Origin of the sequence: Paenibacillus curdlanolyticus YK9, from assembly GCF_000179615.1 — a bacterium.
Lineage (GTDB): Bacteria > Bacillota > Bacilli > Paenibacillales > Paenibacillaceae > Paenibacillus_T > Paenibacillus_T curdlanolyticus.
Map to the genome: position 1 here is coordinate 258,421 of NZ_AEDD01000007.1, position 16,170 is coordinate 274,590.

Genomic DNA, 16,170 nt, shown 5'->3' on the forward strand with positions numbered 1-16,170 from the left:
TGCCAGCTATTGCTTGGCGCCAATCGCAATCGACCAGCTTCTGCTTATGCCGCTGCCGTCGTCGCCATTCTGTACGACAATCCGGTCAGCCGTCACTTCAACGCTTGGCATGCTCGCCCGGCAACCTTCCGCCACCTCGGCCATATGCCCGCCGAATACAGCTGCCGCCAGCCAATGCTCGCCGGGCGGAAGATAGCCCTTCAGCGTCGGGATGCTCGTCCGGCGATGCAGCAGATTCGTATTCGGCATCGCCTCAATGCTCAGTGGCTCCCGCTCGCCCAGCAGGTTGACGATGCCGCTGGCCAGGCCCGCTTGCTTCAGCACGATGCGATCGCTCTCCAGCTCTGCTCCCTCTCCCTCGACCGCCGGGCGCAGCTCTGCGCGCGGAATCGCAAAGCCGCCCTCGGCCGCGAACAGCCCTCGGCCCGTCCGTACGCGATGCACCCGGACATGCCACGGCAGCCCCGGGAGCAGCCACGTCTCCACCTCGACATCCCGCCATGCCTGCCACCTTGCGTAGACGGCTTGCTCCTCCACGCGGTATTCCTCGCATTTGCGGCGTCCTCTGTAGTAGTCGTCCTCTTCGCTAAATGCCAGCATCGAGTCGAAGGCCCCCTGCGCCAGCCCAAGCCCGCCGTTGCTGACGCTGAATCCGAATACGTTGGAATACGCAAACTTCTCGTATTTAGCCGCAGCCCCAACCGGCTCGAACGCCGCATATTGCCCGGCTGTGAAGGCGGCTATATGCCCCTCCCTCCGGCAAACGACCATATGCGGGTGCGGCTGCACGGCGCGGTCGTTCAGCTTCGGCAGCGGCTTCGCCTCCGCCGTCCAGAACGGATGCCTGTCGTCCAGCGCCAGCGGGAGAAACGCTTTCAAAGCCCAATACGGCGAGCCCTGCGCGTTGTACTCTTCCGCCATGTGCATGTTCGGATAGGCGTACCCGATCGTGAGCAGCCCTTCCTTCGTATAAATCGGCTGCTTCAGCCACCAGTCCAGATTGCGAAGCGCCAGCCCTTTGAGTACGCCCCATTCGAACGCCTCCACGCCGGCAAAAGCAAGCGCGCCCCAAAACGCCGATTGCGCAAACCGATACGTCAAGCTTCTGCCGAAGGGCAGCGCTGAACCGTCCTCGGCAAACCAGTAGATGAAATCCTGCGCAAATAACCGCGCCCGCTCTTTAAACCGCTCGCAGCGTGCGGGCTCCTCGTCAGCCATCACCCCGGCATAGACCAATGCATAGTAATGCATCGCGAAAGCGATATAATAGTCGCGCTGCTCGGTCTTGCCGTCCGCATACCATCCATCGCCCAAATAACATTCGTCAATAAATGCCAGCGCCTCGTTCATCGCCGCCTCGTCGTAAGGCGCGCCGACCTTTTTTAATCCAAGATTCACAAGGACAATAAAGAAACGCCAATTGTTTTGCGGCATGTCATGGCGGTTGATCTGATCCAGCCACGCCGCAAGCCGCGCACGCTCCTGCTCGTCCAGCGGCGCCCAGATGCGGTCCGGCGTTAACAGCAATGCCAGCCCGATCGCAGCCATCTCGACGAATCGCTGATCGGTATCCGTCGTTGTCCCCCAGTACTCCGCATGCGCAGGGTTCGCGCCATTGCGAAAGCCCTCGGCATATCTATCCCACAGGTCCGTCTCGCCGCCTCCCGCCGCAAGTGGGACCAATCCCCATAACGGCCTTGCGAATGCCTCCATCCGCGCAATGCTTTCCTCGTACTTCGCGCCGGTATCCGCAAGGTGGAGTTCTGCCCTGCCTTCGCTGTAATAAGGACGCAGCGGCTCGCATAGCCGCAGTAGCGCTTGCTGTGCATCCCTTTTCGTCCGTAATTCGTTCGCCTCGATCGTCTTCGTCATCTGCTCGCTCCTTTAGACGTACATGCCGGCAATCCGGCCGCTTGCTTTCTATAGTAGGGAGCAAACGACGGCGATTTAAGAAACAACTCTGACTGATTTGAAAATTTTCTTACTTGTTGTTGTTGTTGGAGTAAAAAAATAAACCCGCGATACAATCGCTAGGTTTGAGAGGCGTTTCGTTTGTATTTGTAAGGCGTTGAGCCAATCACCTTTTTGAATGCACTAATGAAATAGGACGTATTGGACAAGCCTACGCATTCGCCAATGATGCGGATTGGCAAATCCGTCGTTTGCAGCAGCCTGCACGCTTCCTTCATCCGCCTCGCTGCAATATAGTCGGTCAAGCTGCTGCCGGTCTCTCTTTGAAACACGCGGGAAACGTACGCCTTGGACAAATGCAGCTCCTCGGACAGTCGCTCCAGCTCGAAGGCTTCGCCATAATGCGCCTCGACCCATTGCATGATCACTTCCGAATAACGAGGCGTCCTAGCACTCGCGTTATCCGGCTGCACCACCGCCAATCGGCGGTTCACGGCAGATAAAAACTGCAGCAGAAGCAGCCCCGCTTCCTCCTCGTCATTCACCCGCTGCTTCCCTTGCGCCTCCTGCGATTGCGTCCGGGTGAACGCTTCGCATGCGGGCAGCAGAACGTCGAGTTCCTCCGCCAAATCAAACGCCTGCTCCGCCATCGTCCCTTGCTTCAGCTTCATATATAAATGCTGCAGGCGCGGAAAAGGGGCCAGTCCCGACTCAAGCGGGGCGGGATCAAAATGAAACACCGTTCGCACATACGGCGTTGCTGCATCCGCCTCGACGAATACGTGGTGCAATTGAAACGGCTGAAAGAAAAACAGCATCCCCCTGCGAATATCGTAGGATTGCTGATTAACGATGACCTTGCCGGCGCCTTCGTGAACGAGCAGCAGCTCGCATCCCTGATGCCAGTGGTAGTAGCCTTTGAAGTGCTCGGTCGAACGCGTCGCGTGCGCCCATAAATACGGCCTTCCCTGAAATTGCAGCAACTCGAACAGCCGGTTCATAGCTTCCCCCTCATTAGGACAACAGAACGGTATTTTTAATCATTGTACTGCAACTTCCTCTCCCCTCCAACCTCTATAATCTTCCGTAACAACGAGAAGGAGGAATTGCAATGGACACTGCCTATAAGGCAATGGTTATGGAACGAATTGAACGCAAAGCGGAAAGCATGCTCGCCCAAATCGGGGACAAATCGCCCCATGTAGCAAGAGCGGACGGGCTTTATGACGATATGCCGCACTGGTGGTGGACCTCCGGCTTCTGGCCGGGCATGCTGTGGCTGATGCACGACTGGACGGGCAACGACGCTTTCAAGCAAGCCGCTTGGGAATGGGACGCGAAGCTTGAGCAATGCTTCTCGCAATACCCGATGGAGCTGCATCACGATGTCGGCTTTCAGTTTCTGCCGACCGCCGTTATCAAGCATCAACTGACGGGAGACCAAGAGGCGCTGCGCATCGGACTGCGGGCAGCCGACTATATGGCCGGAAGATTCAATCCGGTCGGCAGCTTCATTCGCGCATGGAACGGCGACTTGAGCGGATGGGCGATCATCGACTGCATGATGAACCTTCCCCTGCTGTTCTGGGCCAGCCGCGAATCCGGCGACCCGCGATACAAGCATATCGCCATGCGCCATGCCGATACGATTCTCGCCCATGGCGTGCGCCCGGACGGCTCCGTCATTCACATTCTCTCCTTCAATGCGGAGACGGGCGAATTTATCGAGCCGCTCGGCGGCCAAGGGTATGGACCGGACTCGGCATGGAGCCGCGGCAATGCTTGGGCGCTGTACGGCTTCGCCATGGCCTACCGCTACACAGGTGAGCAGCGTTATCTCGACGCTGCCAAGCGGACCGCGCATCACTTTATCGCTTGCTTGCCTGAGGATGCCGTTCCGCTATGGGATTTCCGCGTCGACCAGCCCGAGTCCGAGCCGCGAGACACCTCCGCTGCGGCGATTGCCGCATCCGGCCTGATCGAAATCGCGGAGCATGTGCCGCAAGCGCAGAAGCGTATTTACCAAGGCGCTGCAGAGCGCATTTTGGAGTCGCTGACAGAGCGGTACGCAACGTGGGATAAGCCGGAGCATCAGGCGATCCTGCTGGAGGGCACCGGGCACAAGCCGGCTGGCGAAAATGTCAACGTCTCGATCATTTACGGCGACTACTATTACATCGAAGCCTTTGCCAAGCTGAACGGCTGGAAGCAGCGTATTTTTTAACTCGTTAACTAAATCCACTTAGAGGTGACCAATCATGGAAATTAGACAAGCGACCAGCCCGCAGGAAGCGCGGCATTTGACAACCGAGGAGCTGCGCGAGCGGTTCTTGATTGAAAACTTATTTCAAGCTGGCCAAGTAACGATGGTCTACAGCCACTACGACCGGATGGTTATCGGAGGCGCCTTCCCAACATCCGAACCGCTGGAAATCGCCGATCCCGATACGTTGAAAACCGATTATTTTCTGGAACGGCGCGAGATCGGCTTTATTCATGTCGGCGGCGGAGCGGCGGTGATCGAGGCTGACGGCGTGCGTTACGAGCTAACGAAGCTGGACGCGCTGTACGTCGGAAAAGGCACGGAGAGCGTGCGCGTATCCAGCGCCGATTCCGCTAATCCGGCCAAGCTGTATTTCTGCTCCACGCTGGCACATGCCGTCTATCCAACCGTCAAAATCGCGCTGGAAAACGCAACGCCGAACCACCTCGGCACGATGCAGGCCTGCAACGAACGCACGCTGTATCAATACATTCATGCCGGAGCGGTGCAAAGCTGCCAGCTTATGCTCGGCGTTACGATTCTGAAGGAAGGCAGCATCTGGAACACGATGCCAGCCCATCTCCATGACCGTCGTATGGAAGCCTATTTGTATTTCGACCTTCATCAGGACGCACGGGTATTCCATCTCATGGGCCAGCCGTCCGAAACACGTCATTTGGTCGTTGCGAACGAGCAGGCCGTCATCTCGCCGAACTGGTCGATTCATTCCGGCGCAGGCACAAGCAACTATGCGTTCGTCTGGTCGATGGCGGGCGAGAATTATACGTTCAAGGATATGGATATCGTCGCGATGAGCGATTTGAAATAAAAATGCAGGAAAGGAGCACGCGAAGCATGGAAATGTTCAATTTCAGCGGCCAATCCGCAATCGTGACCGGTGCTGCGCGAGGCTTGGGCCAAGCGCTCGCCATCGCACTGGCCGAGGCCGGCGCCGATCTTACGCTCGTGACGAACAGCTCGCCGGCCGACGAAACGAAGCAGGCGATTGAGCGAATCGGACGCCGCGCTATCGTCGTGAAGGCCGACGTTAGCGATCAAGCGTCGCTCCGCGGCATTATCGATAGCGCCAAAGCCGCTTTCGGCCGAATCGATATTCTCGTCAATAATGCCGGCATTATTCGCCGCGCCCCGGCCGCCGAGCATGCTTACGCCGATTGGCAGGCCGTACTGGGGACGAATCTCGACTCCGTCTTCACCTTATGCCAGCTGGCAGGCAACGAAATGCTAGCGCAAGGGTCCGGCAAAATCATCAACATCGCCTCCATGCTCTCGTTCCAAGGCGGCGTCAACGTTCCGGGCTACACGGCGAGCAAGCATGCCGTAGCCGGGCTGACCAAAGCGCTCGCGAACGAGTGGGCTTCGCGCGGCGTGCAAGTGAATGCGATTGCCCCCGGCTACATGGCCACCGATAATACGGCGGCGCTGCGCGCGGACGAAGCGCGCAACCAGCAAATTCTCGACCGCATCCCCGCCGGGCGCTGGGGATCGAACGACGATCTCAAGGGGGCAATCGTCTTCCTCGCCTCCCGCGCCTCCGACTATGTGAACGGGCATGTCTTATGCGTCGACGGCGGTTGGATGGTTCGATGAGCCCGCAACAACCGGAGCAGCCGAAGCAGCCGTACGTCGTTACGTTCGGAGAATCGATGGGGCTGCTCACCGCCCCTTCCGCCAAAGGCATCGAATATGCCCATGGGCTGGAGCTGTCATTCGGCGGAGCGGAGACGAACGTCGCGATCGGCCTTGCCCGGCTCGGCATCCGCGTCGGCTGGTTCGGCAGGCTCGGCAGCGATCCGATCGGTCGGTCGATTCTAACCCGCGTGCGAGGAGAAGGCGTCGACGTTTCGCGTGCCGCGCAGGATGGCGAGCGGCCGACCGGACTGATGCTGCGGGAGCAGACGTCCGGCAGGACGTCTGTCTACTATTACCGCAAGCTATCCGCGATGAGCGCCATGCAGCCGTCCGAGCTGGACGAGGCTTATATCGCTGGTGCCAGCATGCTGCATGTGACGGGCATTATGCCCGCCTTGAGCGATTCCTGCAAGGAAACCGTATTCGAAGCGGTTAGGATCGCCCGCCGGAACGGCGTAAAAGTATGCTTTGACCCTAATTTGCGGCTGAAGCTGTGGAGTTTGAGTGATGCAAGAGAAACGCTGCTCGCGCTTGCCCAGCAGGCCGACTACTTCCTCCCAGGCATGGACGAGCTCATGCTGCTGTATGAAATGGAGGATGCCGAACAAATTATGGATCGGCTCCGTCAATTGGACGCGGTAAGCGTCGTGAAGGGCAGCCGGACCGAGACGCTTTTGCTGGAAAACGGGCAACTCCAACGCATTCCCTGCTTTCCGGTTGAACGCGTCACTGACGCTGTCGGTGCTGGCGACGGCTTCTGCGCCGGCTTTATCGCCGGCCTGCTGAAGGGACATTCGACAGCGGAGGCTGTCAGGCTCGGCAACCTGATCGGCTCGCTCGTCGTCCAAGCCGAGGGGGATTGGGAAGGGCTGCCGACATGGAGCCACGCCGAAGCGGTGCTGCTGGACAAGCGCCATGTGGAGAGATAGCAATCAATGTCCTGCGGTACCAGGCCGGATTCGCTTTCGGTTCTGGGTGTGCCTCTCCCGTTTCAAAAATGGCGGTGCTGGGAAGGTTGTCCCCGCACCGCCTTTTCTGGCTTTGGCCTACTGCCGCTTATTTCCGCTGCTATGCCTCTTTCCGCTTCTCCTCCGGCAGCTTCAATTCCAATGTTCCGGTTTGGACAGCTGCTTCCCCATCCACCATTCGTTTCATGCCCGACTCTGTGACCGTGCCGTCATGGGCAAGCTTGCCCGCCGTAATGATCGTCGTCGTCATCAATCCGCCAATTCGGTAATAGAAAAAATCTTTGCCCGTAACAGGCCGAGGGCCTGTAGCGTCCGTGACTTCACCGTTCAGAAGCAAGTGCGCCATATCATCCGTACCGACTGGAATATTCGCTTCCCATGTAACGACGAAGAAATCGCCTTGGCGTTCGCAGAACCAAACCGTATCCTCAAAAAGGAGGAAGAAACGGTTCGCCTCTCCGACCGGGAAGAGGTAGGTGGTAGAATAGCCTTCCCGTTGTTTCGGCAAGTATGGAATAGGCGCGTTTGCAAAATGTAGTTTTCGCGAAGCCTTGTCCATCACTAATCTCCGAACGCTAGCAAGCTCACCTGTCGATAGAAGCTGCTGCTCATACTGGCTGAACGGCGAGTTGATCGTTAACATGCCATCCTTAGCCGTAATTTGATAGCCATAGAAGTCCGAGAGAAAGCGAACCGGGACATAAACTTGGTCATTAACGACCCTAACCGGCGCATGAAGCGCAAATAAGCCAGATTCATACCGTTTTGCAAAATATGCGGTGTCCTTCCCCTCGGTGAACTTCACTGTTTCTGTCCATTTATGCATAGCAGCAGTCCGGGACTTCGGATTCCATGTGACGGTCGCGCCAATCGTTTCTGCAATCAAGCGAACCGGGACTAATAATCGGCCATGATCATTGATCGCTGCCGCGCCTAATTCGATCTGCTTCCCTCTCACGTTGCTCTGATCAGGCGTACCTGCATAGGCCGTTGCGGATACAAGCAGCAGGCTTGCGGCTGTTGCTGCCAAAACAAATTTCTTCATTGTTACACGCCTCCCTTTTACTGGATAGACGTGATCAAGATTCAGATTGTTTCACAGCATCTCGTGAGGGATCCCAGCTAACGGACACCATGGACCGCAGTCAAGAAAGTAGACACCGTATTCTTGTGAAAATTTATGAAGCCTTCTTATAAAATTGCAGATCAAATTGAACTGGACTCAGATAGCCCAGCGAGCTGTGGATCCTCTTTCGGTTATAGAAAAACTCAATGTAGCGATAGAGCTCAGTATAAGCTTCTTGCTGCGATTTGAATTTTGGTGAGCAGTAGATCAATTCTTTCTTGAGAATGCTGTGGAATGACTCGATGCAGGCGTTATCATAACAATTTCCCCTGCGGCTCATGCTAGCAATCATTCCGCATGCCTTGAGTTTTGCTCGGTACTCTTTAGAGGTGTACTGTGTTCCACGGTCGGAATGGTGGATGAGGCCTTCCTTTGGCATCTTGGCCGTATAAGCAGCCTCAAACGCGCCCATGACCAGTTCCGTCGTCATGTGATTGTCCAACCGCCAGCCAACGATTTCACGTGTACACAAGTCCATGATGCTTGCCAAATACAGCTTCTGCCCTTTGCACGGGATGTAGGTGATGTCCGCAACCCATACTTTATTCGGCTGGGAAACCTTAAAGTTCTGATTCAAAAGGTTAGGCGCGATAGGGTGATCATGGTTCGAGTCGGTGGTGGTGACCCGAAACTTCCGAGAAACACAGGCTCGCAACTTCAGCTCCCTCATGTATTTGCCTACCGTTCGTTCTGAGATTGTGAGCCCTTCAAGACGCAGTTTAGCTGTAATTTTAAGTGCTCCGTAACGTCCTGAGTTATCCTTGAAGTGGTAGGAGATGCGCTTGACCACCTGCTCTTTACGGTACGCTTGCGAACTGATTTTCTTAGTTTTCCATTTGTAATATCCGCTCCGCGAAACACGCAGCACCTGGCACATCTTCTCCACCCGAAACTCGGAGCGATACTTTTCGATGAATTGGAACCTCAGTTCCTTTCCTTGCTGAAGATGTGCAGTGCCTTTTTTAGAATCGCCATCTCTTCGCGCAGATCCGCCAACTCGCGATCCTTAGACTTATTCTGTGCCTCCAACTGACGAATCTTCTCGGGCAAATTGACCGATTCGTTCTCGAACTGCCTAAACTGATTCATCCACTGATGAACCGTACTTTTAGCGATCCCTAACTCCTCACAAATGTCCGCTATCGATTTCGTTTGTTCTTGTACGTATTTTACCGTCTGTTTCTTGAACTCTTCCGTAAACCGTTTGCGATGCTCGCTCACTACAGACACCTCACTTTGCTGCGATTATTATCTTGTATCTCTCAGCATCGTGTCCACTTTTTATTCTAGCTTCACCAGAGCCGCTAAACCCTCCAAAAAGTGCCTATAACAATCGTAACGGACCACACAGCCGTTATTTAGCCACTTAGCCGCCTTATAAAGGCAAAATGGGTCAAATAACGGCCGCTCGGTCCGTTAAAACACAAATATGGCTGATTTTGATCAAATAAGGGCTGCTCGGTCCGTTAAAGCTCTCCCAAGTTTATTCTTGCGGGAGCCTCCTCCCTTGCGTTACGGCTTACCCCACAATCCCCTGCACCAGCAGCGCAAGCAGCTTCACCGTCTCCGCGCGCGTCGCCGGCGCTTGCGGCGCAAACACCGTGCCGCCGCCATTCGCTGCCGGGCGGCCCGTTACAAGGCCAGCCTGCTGCGCAGCCGACACCGCGGATGCCGCGTAGCCAGCAATGTCGCCTGCATCCGCGAACGATACAGGCTCTCCGCTGCTAGGCAGCTCATAGCCAATGCTAGCCGCGAAGCGGACAAGCATCGTGACGAGCTGCTCGCGCGTCACGACCGCGTTCGGCTCGAAGTTGCCGCCGCCCGTGCCGCCAACAATGCCCAGATCCGATGCCCACGCAACGGCATCTGCATAATACGCGCTTGCGTCAATATCCGCATAACGGGAACTCGAATTCCCTCCCGACTCTACGCCTGCAATGCGAGCGAGCAGGAGCACGAGATCCGCGCGCTTCATGGGCGCATTCGGCGCGAATTGGGTCGCGCTCACGCCCGTAATGACTTGTCTTGCCGTCAAATAAGCAATGGCATCCTGCGCGAAGCTGCTGCTCGTATCTTGGAATGACGTCGTCGCGTGACCGACCGTGTAGCCCGCTTGCAATTGGTTCGTTCGGAAATAAACCTCTCCGGCACTTGCATCATATCCGCTCTGTACGATCGGCTTCGCAGCTCCGCCGCTGCCCACCGCATAAGGAACGATCGCCTTCGGATTCTCGCCTTGCGCCGCCTTGTATGGCAGGCGGACTTCCACGCCGCCTTTCAGCTGCTCGACCGGCTGTCCGTCCGCTTGAATAAGGAAGCCGATGACCGATTTCCCTTGGTTCATCCCCTTGCTTTCCGTTACAATCACCGTTACTGTCAGATCGCCATCGCCCGCTTCCATTACAAGCGCATTCCAAGCCGTGCGATCCAAGCTGATCGTTCCCAAATTCGTCTCCAGCACGACGGAGGCAAGACCCGCTTTCGCCAGCCGCTCCACGATTTCGTGCGACAGCTTAATCGTGCCGCCGCCCGTCGTGAACGATGCGCTCAGCTCCAGCCCTTTGGCTCCGCCATCGGTTTGATTCATGATGCTAATGGCTTGATCAACGAGTGACGCTGTCACTACAGCTTCCGATCCCCCATTAGCAGGCTGGCCGGATGGCAAGGAGATAACGGCATAAGGTACGCCCTCGCGCTTCTCGGAAGTTACGCTGCCGCCCGCTGCTGCTCCAGCGCCCACACCCGTGTTGTTCCCGCCATTGCTGCCGTTTCCATTACCGCTATTGCCACTATTACCGCCGTTTCCGCTATTGCCACCACTACCGCCGTTTCCGCCAGCTGCAGCCGTAACGGTCACTTCACTCGATGCTTGACCATACTGATCAGCGCTAAGCGCCGTAATCGTCGCCGTGCCTGCAGCGATTGGCGTCACTTTGCCTGCCGCATCCACCGTCGCGACAGCCGGGTTCGAGGATGTCCATGTTACCGTTGAAGCTGCGCCGCTCGCAGGCACGACCGCCGCGTTCAGCTGCCCTGCAGCTCCGCCAGCCGTCAACACCAGCGCCGCCTGATCGAGCGTCACTTTCGTCACGTCCAGCTGGAAGACAGCGACCGTGCCGCTCACCTCATACGCGACCAGCAGCAGTGGCTGTCCGGTCGGGCTGATCGATGCCGGGATGAATTCGATGCCTTCTGGCCCCGTGTCCGTGTTCAAATTATCCTTCGGCGTAAATACGCGCGTATTCGTATAGTTGACGAACGTTGCTTGTGCCGGGTTGGTTACGTCGTACGTCATAATGCCGCCAATACGCTCCAACCCAATGAACGCAAGCGTTCGCGAGCCCACTTGGCCGACCTTCACATCCTCCGGCTCCGGACCCTTCTTCACGCTGCGGTCATCCATCGTCGTCTTCGCATGGCTCGCATTAAAGTAGCTAGGCAGCCGCTCCGCGGTAATCCGCTCGAAATCATTGCCACTGTCGAACACCTGCGACATCGTATCCGCGTGCCAGATCGAGAACGAGCGCCCGCCATATAAGTAGATGCCGTCATGGCCCATGTCGCCCATCACTTCTAATCCGTCATAAGCCACCTTGCCATTCAAAAACTGCGCAGCCGCCGAACCGGAATTCAGGCTGCCCTTCATCGTCCCGAGCTTGCTCACATTCGTGCGTCCCGGCCATTCCGTCGCATCGCCCTCGTTTGCGCTAAGCAAATAAGTGGATCCGCCAACCGTATAGGAGGCAATGCCATCTGGCATATACATGCCATAGAACGGCACGTTCTCCAGCTTGATGCTGCCGTCCTTCACGACGTCCAACGCATTGCGCGGGTCGTTCAAATCCTTCAGCCCTAAGCCGTTAACCGACGTAAACTGCTTGGCCGTCAAATCCAGCGTCGCTATCGCATTGTTCTCTTGCAGCGAAATATAGGCTTTCTTCGCATCGCCAGACAGCGTGATATATTCCGGCTCCAGATCGTACAGCGCAACCGCTTTCGTTCCGCTGCCGCCGATCATCCCCGTCACTGGGTCAGCTGCTCCGCGAATATGCACCGCATCATCGATGATCGATGGGTTATCGAATTCGGCGTTCACGGCAGCACCTGTCTGCGTGTCCAAAATCGTGACGCTGCCCTTCGGGTCCACGCCCGCCACACGCGGCTCGCCCTCGTTCGCCGTCATGACGTAATGCCCGTCCGGCGTCGATTTGATCATATCGGGCTGCACACCCGCTTCATAAGACGCTACGAGATTGCCGTCATAATCCAGCGCAAGAATACGCCCGTTCTTCGCGGCATCCTTCTCTTGAACAGACACATAAATTCGCTTGTTCGTCGTATTAATATCGACGCTCGTCAGGTCGCCATAGACGAAGCCGCCCGTTTCCGCGAGCGTCTTCACCGCTACAGTCGCATCCTTCGTCAGCGTCTGGTTCGCCGAAAGGCTTACAATATCCAGGCTCGGCGGGTTCGAGGAGCCGTTCACAAGATAAAACTTGCCGTTGTCCTTGTTGTATTTCACGATCTCGGCAACTCCGCCGTCCGCATTCGTGACGCCGACCGAATATTGCCCGATTTTAGTCACGCTCAGTTGATTCGGGAACCCGGCAGGGTTCACATTCAGCGCCAGCGTACTTGTCGTCACTTGCGGAGAATAGGCCGCATCTGTAACCGATAGCGTGACTTGCGCCGTTCCTGCCGCCAGCGGCGTTCCCGAGATCACGCCTGTACCCGCGTCAATGCCAAGCCCCTGCGGCAGCCCTGTTGCCGAGAATGCATAAGGCTTCGTCCCGCCAGTGGCCCCGACCGTTGCCGAGTATGGCGTACCCACCGTAGCTGCCGCTAATGCCTGCGTCGTCACACTGAGCGGATTGACAGCTACGCCCCACGCGCCGGACGCGCTGCTGCGCGGACCTTTTTCCGCTATAACCACTGCATCCGCTGCACTGTAATCAACCTGCTGGAAATCCGATTTGTTGTTGTCCGTATCGGCGCGGTCGATGCGGCGGATGGCATTTTTCTTGGATGTGCCCTCGACTGAGCCGCTCGGATACGCCGTTTCATAACCATCGATCGTGCTGCCAGCATCGTTGCTGCCCGTTCCGACCATATCGACATAGCCGGAAACCTTCGCGCCCGCACCATCGGTATCGAACGGATTAACAGCGGCTAGAGCAGCCGTATCGCTGACCAGCGCCACTTTCATCCCTTTGTTATTGATATAGCGATCCCAGGTCTGGTCCCCGCGTCCGGTCAAATCAAGCTTCGCGTTTGCCGCCGCTGTTCCTGTTTCCTTGCCTGTGATCAAATAGCTGGAATGGGCTTTAATCGTCCCTGTCAGCGCCAGCGTCTCCCAGCCATTCGTCGGCCCCGTCGTTGCATTCGTGCCGCGGTCCGCATATTGCAGCGACCACCCCGCCAAGTTAACATCCGCGTTCGTAGAATTGTACAGCTCTATGAAACCATGGGTCGAATACGCATCGGTTGCTGCTTTCAAGCCAGCCCCGTACACCTGATTTATGATAATGTGAGGCACCGTGCGATCATACGTGCCGTTCGCCTGGTAGGGCGTTCCCGCCAATACGCCTGCTGCAGCGAACGTCTGCGCGCCGCCGAGCGACGGTACCGTTTGGAGCAATGCCGTCGTCAGCGCGAGCGACATGGCGATTTTTTGCTTCGACATCTTAAGCATGAGTGATTACCCTCCCGTTGTGGTCAGTCCATACACTGTTCCTTATCCGGTGCAAGGATAACACCCTCATGTAAACGGGACATGTTCATCTCTTAAAGATTATGTAAAACAATTTGCGTAAACTACGTCGATTTCGTTTATAATGAACGTTAACCATTAGATTATGGAGGGTCAAAGATGATACAAGTCAAAGAGTTCGTGGATACCGACACGGTGTACGCGGAGAAAACAGCGAATGAATTTCTTGCAGGGCTAGATGAAGATCAATTCGTCAGCATCTGTTACGGCTCGATTATGAAACCGACGCGCGGAGGCTCGTCCACCCAGCGGAGCACGATTCTGCTCGTGTATAAAACGAAGAATTAGCCGATTTTCAGACAAAACAAAAAGCCGACCTCACGCGGTCGGCTTTTTCATGGCTAACTAAGGCCATGCGTTCAAGCAAAAGGTTGATCAGCCCAAGATCCCCATGCTCAGGCCTTCAAAAGGGCAGGGTTACATTTTCTCGAAACGTTTGCTCGTGTTCACGAGAACTGGAAGACTCTTCGTTCCGTTAACCATAGGAGACGAGCACTGCGAGCACGTTGGTACGGCCTCGAATGCAAAGTTATCTCTCATCCATCCGTTGCAGTCATCGTTCGTGCAAAGCCAGACTGCTGTTTCTTCCTCTGGAATTTCCTCAACAGGTTTTTTTCTCGAGTACATGGAACGAGCCCCTTTCTCCTAAGTTTACAGAGAGAAAAACTGCCCTTAACTTGCGTCAAGGGCAGTTCCGACTAGCTTACAGCTTTACAACGTTCTCAGCTTGTGGTCCACGGTTGCCTTGTACCACGTTGAACTCAACGCGTTGGCCTTCGTCCAACGTTTTGAATCCTTCGCCTTGAATCGCGCTGAAGTGAACGAATACGTCGCTGCCGCCTTCAACTTCGATGAAACCGAAACCTTTTTCTGCGTTGAACCATTTTACTGTACCTTGTTGCATGGATCTTACCTCCAACAAAATTAATTTCACATGATCTTCATTACTCAAAACGAAATAAAAAATCACATGATGGAAAGGGTTACATTGCACGAAATGATAACCCTTTCCATCATGCGAGTGAGTTCCCGAATTGTATGCTTATAATAGCACAGTTTGTTCCAGAACGCAAATAACAACCGCTCTTACTTGTCAATACCTAATTGCTGCCGTCGGCCAACCCTCGGCATGATCATGAGCAAAGCGCCCGCCAAGAACAGGACACCGCTAATTTCGTATACGGACAGCAGCGAGAGGGCATGCATAAGCGGTCCGCCAACCGACATGCCAATGACCATCATACCCATAAACATCGGGGTCAGAACACCGCCCACTCGTCCAATATACGCACCTTCCGTATTTTTTAGAATCAATGTTTGAATGCCAATGTGGATGCACGGATAAAAAATGCCTGTCACGACCTGCAGCCCGATCGTAAGCGGCAAGCTCGTCGATGCGCCAATCGCCACCGTTCCGAATGCACTGACGAACAAACCCGAAGCGAGCAGCAGCTGCGGCGGTATTTTTTTGGCCATTGCCATGACCAATCCCCCGCCGATGAACATCGCAGCCCCGTTGACCATCAGCAGCCATTGCAAAAAGTCCGCATCCTTGCCCAGATTATCGATGGTAACGAACAGCGCAAGCGGCTGGATTAACCCTGCGGCCAAACCGGAAACCGTAAACGTGACCCCGAGCGTTCGAAGCAGCCGATTCCTGCTTACATACTGGAAGCCCTCCTTCAACTGCTGGCGCAGATCGCCTTTAGGCGCATCCCCGTGCTCCGGTACAGGATCAGCAGGCAGCGCGAGCAGCAATACCGCCGAACCCAGCATCAGCACGCCCATTACTCCGATTGAGACCTCAATGCCGAACTGCCCATAGACGAAGGCGCCGATGATTGGCCCCACGACCATAAAGACAGCCATCAGCGTCTGAAACATCGCCATGACGCCTTGCAGCTGATCCTCCGGAATATGGCGTTTGAACAGCTTCATCGCAGATGGCTGCGAGAATTGCGATAACATCGCGGATACGAAAGTGGCGGCGAACAGCGCTTGCCAAGAGCCCATGGCAACAACCGCTAATACGATGCCGGCCGACACAGCCGACAGTATGTCACTCCCTACCATCGTCCGCCTTGGACGCCACCGGTCCGCGAATGCTCCCCCAATGAATGCAAACAAAAAGATTGGCGCGAATTCCGCGATCGAAATAAGCGATACATAGGTTGGATTGTTGTTCGTCTGCTCCGTTACATACAGCAAGATTGCAAAGTTACGCACCCAGACGCCGAGCTGCTGAAGCACGCGCGACATCATAACGGTCCGAACGATCGGATTACGAAACATGAATGATCTCTCCTTTTCCCAAAAATGATGGCGTTGAACCACCTCCAAATAATAATAGACGTACAATCAATTTGTCTAGTTATTTTTAAACTTAAAATAAGTTTGTTTGGTTTTTAGGCAAGAGACCTTGTTCAATCGATGAGCTCCGGGATAGACAAAAAGCCTTCACGCCCCTATCGGTCGTGAA

14 protein-coding genes are annotated in these 16,170 nt (G+C 55.6%); 5 read left to right on the forward strand and 9 right to left on the reverse strand.

The annotated features are described in order from the left end of the window. Window positions 1–6: 6 nt before the first annotated feature. A complete protein-coding gene (locus PAECUDRAFT_RS14700; protein ID WP_006038896.1) occupies window positions 7–1,872 on the reverse strand; it encodes a DUF2264 domain-containing protein in 1,866 nt (621 codons plus the stop codon). A gap of 158 nt (window positions 1,873–2,030) precedes the next feature. Next, window positions 2,031–2,912, reverse strand: a complete 882-nt coding sequence (locus PAECUDRAFT_RS14705; protein ID WP_006038897.1) for a helix-turn-helix transcriptional regulator — start codon at window positions 2,910–2,912, stop codon at window positions 2,031–2,033. A 110-nt stretch (window positions 2,913–3,022) separates the two neighbouring features. Here PAECUDRAFT_RS14705 and PAECUDRAFT_RS14710 point away from each other — a divergent pair, with 110 nt between their 5' ends. Genes PAECUDRAFT_RS14710 through PAECUDRAFT_RS14725 form a run of 4 tightly spaced genes read left to right on the forward strand, consistent with a single transcriptional unit; the run spans window position 3,023 to window position 6,756 of the window. Beyond that, complete coding sequence (locus PAECUDRAFT_RS14710; protein WP_006038898.1) at window positions 3,023–4,135, forward strand: glycoside hydrolase family 88 protein; 1,113 nt, start codon at window positions 3,023–3,025, stop codon at window positions 4,133–4,135. 34 nt (window positions 4,136–4,169) lie between these two features. Further along, window positions 4,170–5,003: a 5-dehydro-4-deoxy-D-glucuronate isomerase gene (gene kduI / locus PAECUDRAFT_RS14715; protein WP_006038899.1), complete on the forward strand. Its 834-nt coding sequence runs from the start codon at window positions 4,170–4,172 to the stop codon at window positions 5,001–5,003. A 26-nt stretch (window positions 5,004–5,029) separates the two neighbouring features. Further along, window positions 5,030–5,785, forward strand: coding sequence for a 2-dehydro-3-deoxy-D-gluconate 5-dehydrogenase KduD (kduD, locus tag PAECUDRAFT_RS14720; RefSeq protein ID WP_006038900.1), 756 nt, complete (start codon window positions 5,030–5,032; stop codon window positions 5,783–5,785). Beyond that, window positions 5,782–6,756, forward strand: a complete 975-nt coding sequence (locus PAECUDRAFT_RS14725; protein ID WP_006038901.1) for a sugar kinase — start codon at window positions 5,782–5,784, stop codon at window positions 6,754–6,756. Before kduD ends, PAECUDRAFT_RS14725 begins: the two co-directional genes overlap by 4 nt. A 139-nt stretch (window positions 6,757–6,895) precedes the next feature. On the opposite strand, the gene PAECUDRAFT_RS14730 is transcribed toward PAECUDRAFT_RS14725, so the two are convergent. From PAECUDRAFT_RS14730 to PAECUDRAFT_RS14745, 4 genes are all read right to left on the reverse strand, one after another. After that, on the reverse strand, window positions 6,896–7,840 hold the full coding sequence (locus tag PAECUDRAFT_RS14730) for a copper amine oxidase N-terminal domain-containing protein (RefSeq protein WP_006038902.1): 945 nt from the start codon (window positions 7,838–7,840) through the stop codon (window positions 6,896–6,898). Between the two features lie 133 nt (window positions 7,841–7,973). After that, window positions 7,974–8,849: an IS3 family transposase gene (locus tag PAECUDRAFT_RS14735; RefSeq protein WP_144266536.1), complete on the reverse strand. Its 876-nt coding sequence runs from the start codon at window positions 8,847–8,849 to the stop codon at window positions 7,974–7,976. Then, window positions 8,846–9,142 carry a transposase gene (locus PAECUDRAFT_RS14740; RefSeq protein ID WP_006038594.1) on the reverse strand — a complete coding sequence of 99 codons (297 nt, stop codon included), beginning with the start codon at window positions 9,140–9,142 and terminating at the stop codon, window positions 8,846–8,848. Before PAECUDRAFT_RS14740 ends, PAECUDRAFT_RS14735 begins: the two co-directional genes overlap by 4 nt. A 298-nt stretch (window positions 9,143–9,440) precedes the next feature. Beyond that, on the reverse strand, window positions 9,441–13,613 hold the full coding sequence (locus tag PAECUDRAFT_RS14745; protein ID WP_006038903.1) for a choice-of-anchor I family protein: 4,173 nt from the start codon (window positions 13,611–13,613) through the stop codon (window positions 9,441–9,443). Between the two features lie 177 nt (window positions 13,614–13,790). Between PAECUDRAFT_RS14745 and PAECUDRAFT_RS14750 the strand changes: the two genes are divergently transcribed. Continuing rightward, window positions 13,791–13,979 (forward strand): sporulation protein Cse60, encoded by a 189-nt coding sequence (locus PAECUDRAFT_RS14750; RefSeq protein WP_006038904.1) that lies wholly within the window; start codon window positions 13,791–13,793, stop codon window positions 13,977–13,979. Between the two features lie 129 nt (window positions 13,980–14,108). On the opposite strand, the gene PAECUDRAFT_RS14755 is transcribed toward PAECUDRAFT_RS14750, so the two are convergent. The 3 genes from PAECUDRAFT_RS14755 to PAECUDRAFT_RS14765 form a co-directional block, all read right to left on the reverse strand. Next, complete coding sequence (locus tag PAECUDRAFT_RS14755) at window positions 14,109–14,318, reverse strand: cold-shock protein (RefSeq protein ID WP_006038905.1); 210 nt, start codon at window positions 14,316–14,318, stop codon at window positions 14,109–14,111. A 76-nt stretch (window positions 14,319–14,394) separates the two neighbouring features. Beyond that, the gene (locus tag PAECUDRAFT_RS14760; RefSeq protein WP_006038906.1) at window positions 14,395–14,595 is read right to left on the reverse strand and encodes a cold-shock protein; all 201 of its coding nucleotides are present in this window, start codon (window positions 14,593–14,595) and stop codon (window positions 14,395–14,397) included. A 182-nt stretch (window positions 14,596–14,777) separates the two neighbouring features. Further along, the gene (locus tag PAECUDRAFT_RS14765) at window positions 14,778–15,983 is read right to left on the reverse strand and encodes an MFS transporter (protein WP_006038907.1); all 1,206 of its coding nucleotides are present in this window, start codon (window positions 15,981–15,983) and stop codon (window positions 14,778–14,780) included. Between the last annotated feature and the right edge of the window lie 187 nt (window positions 15,984–16,170).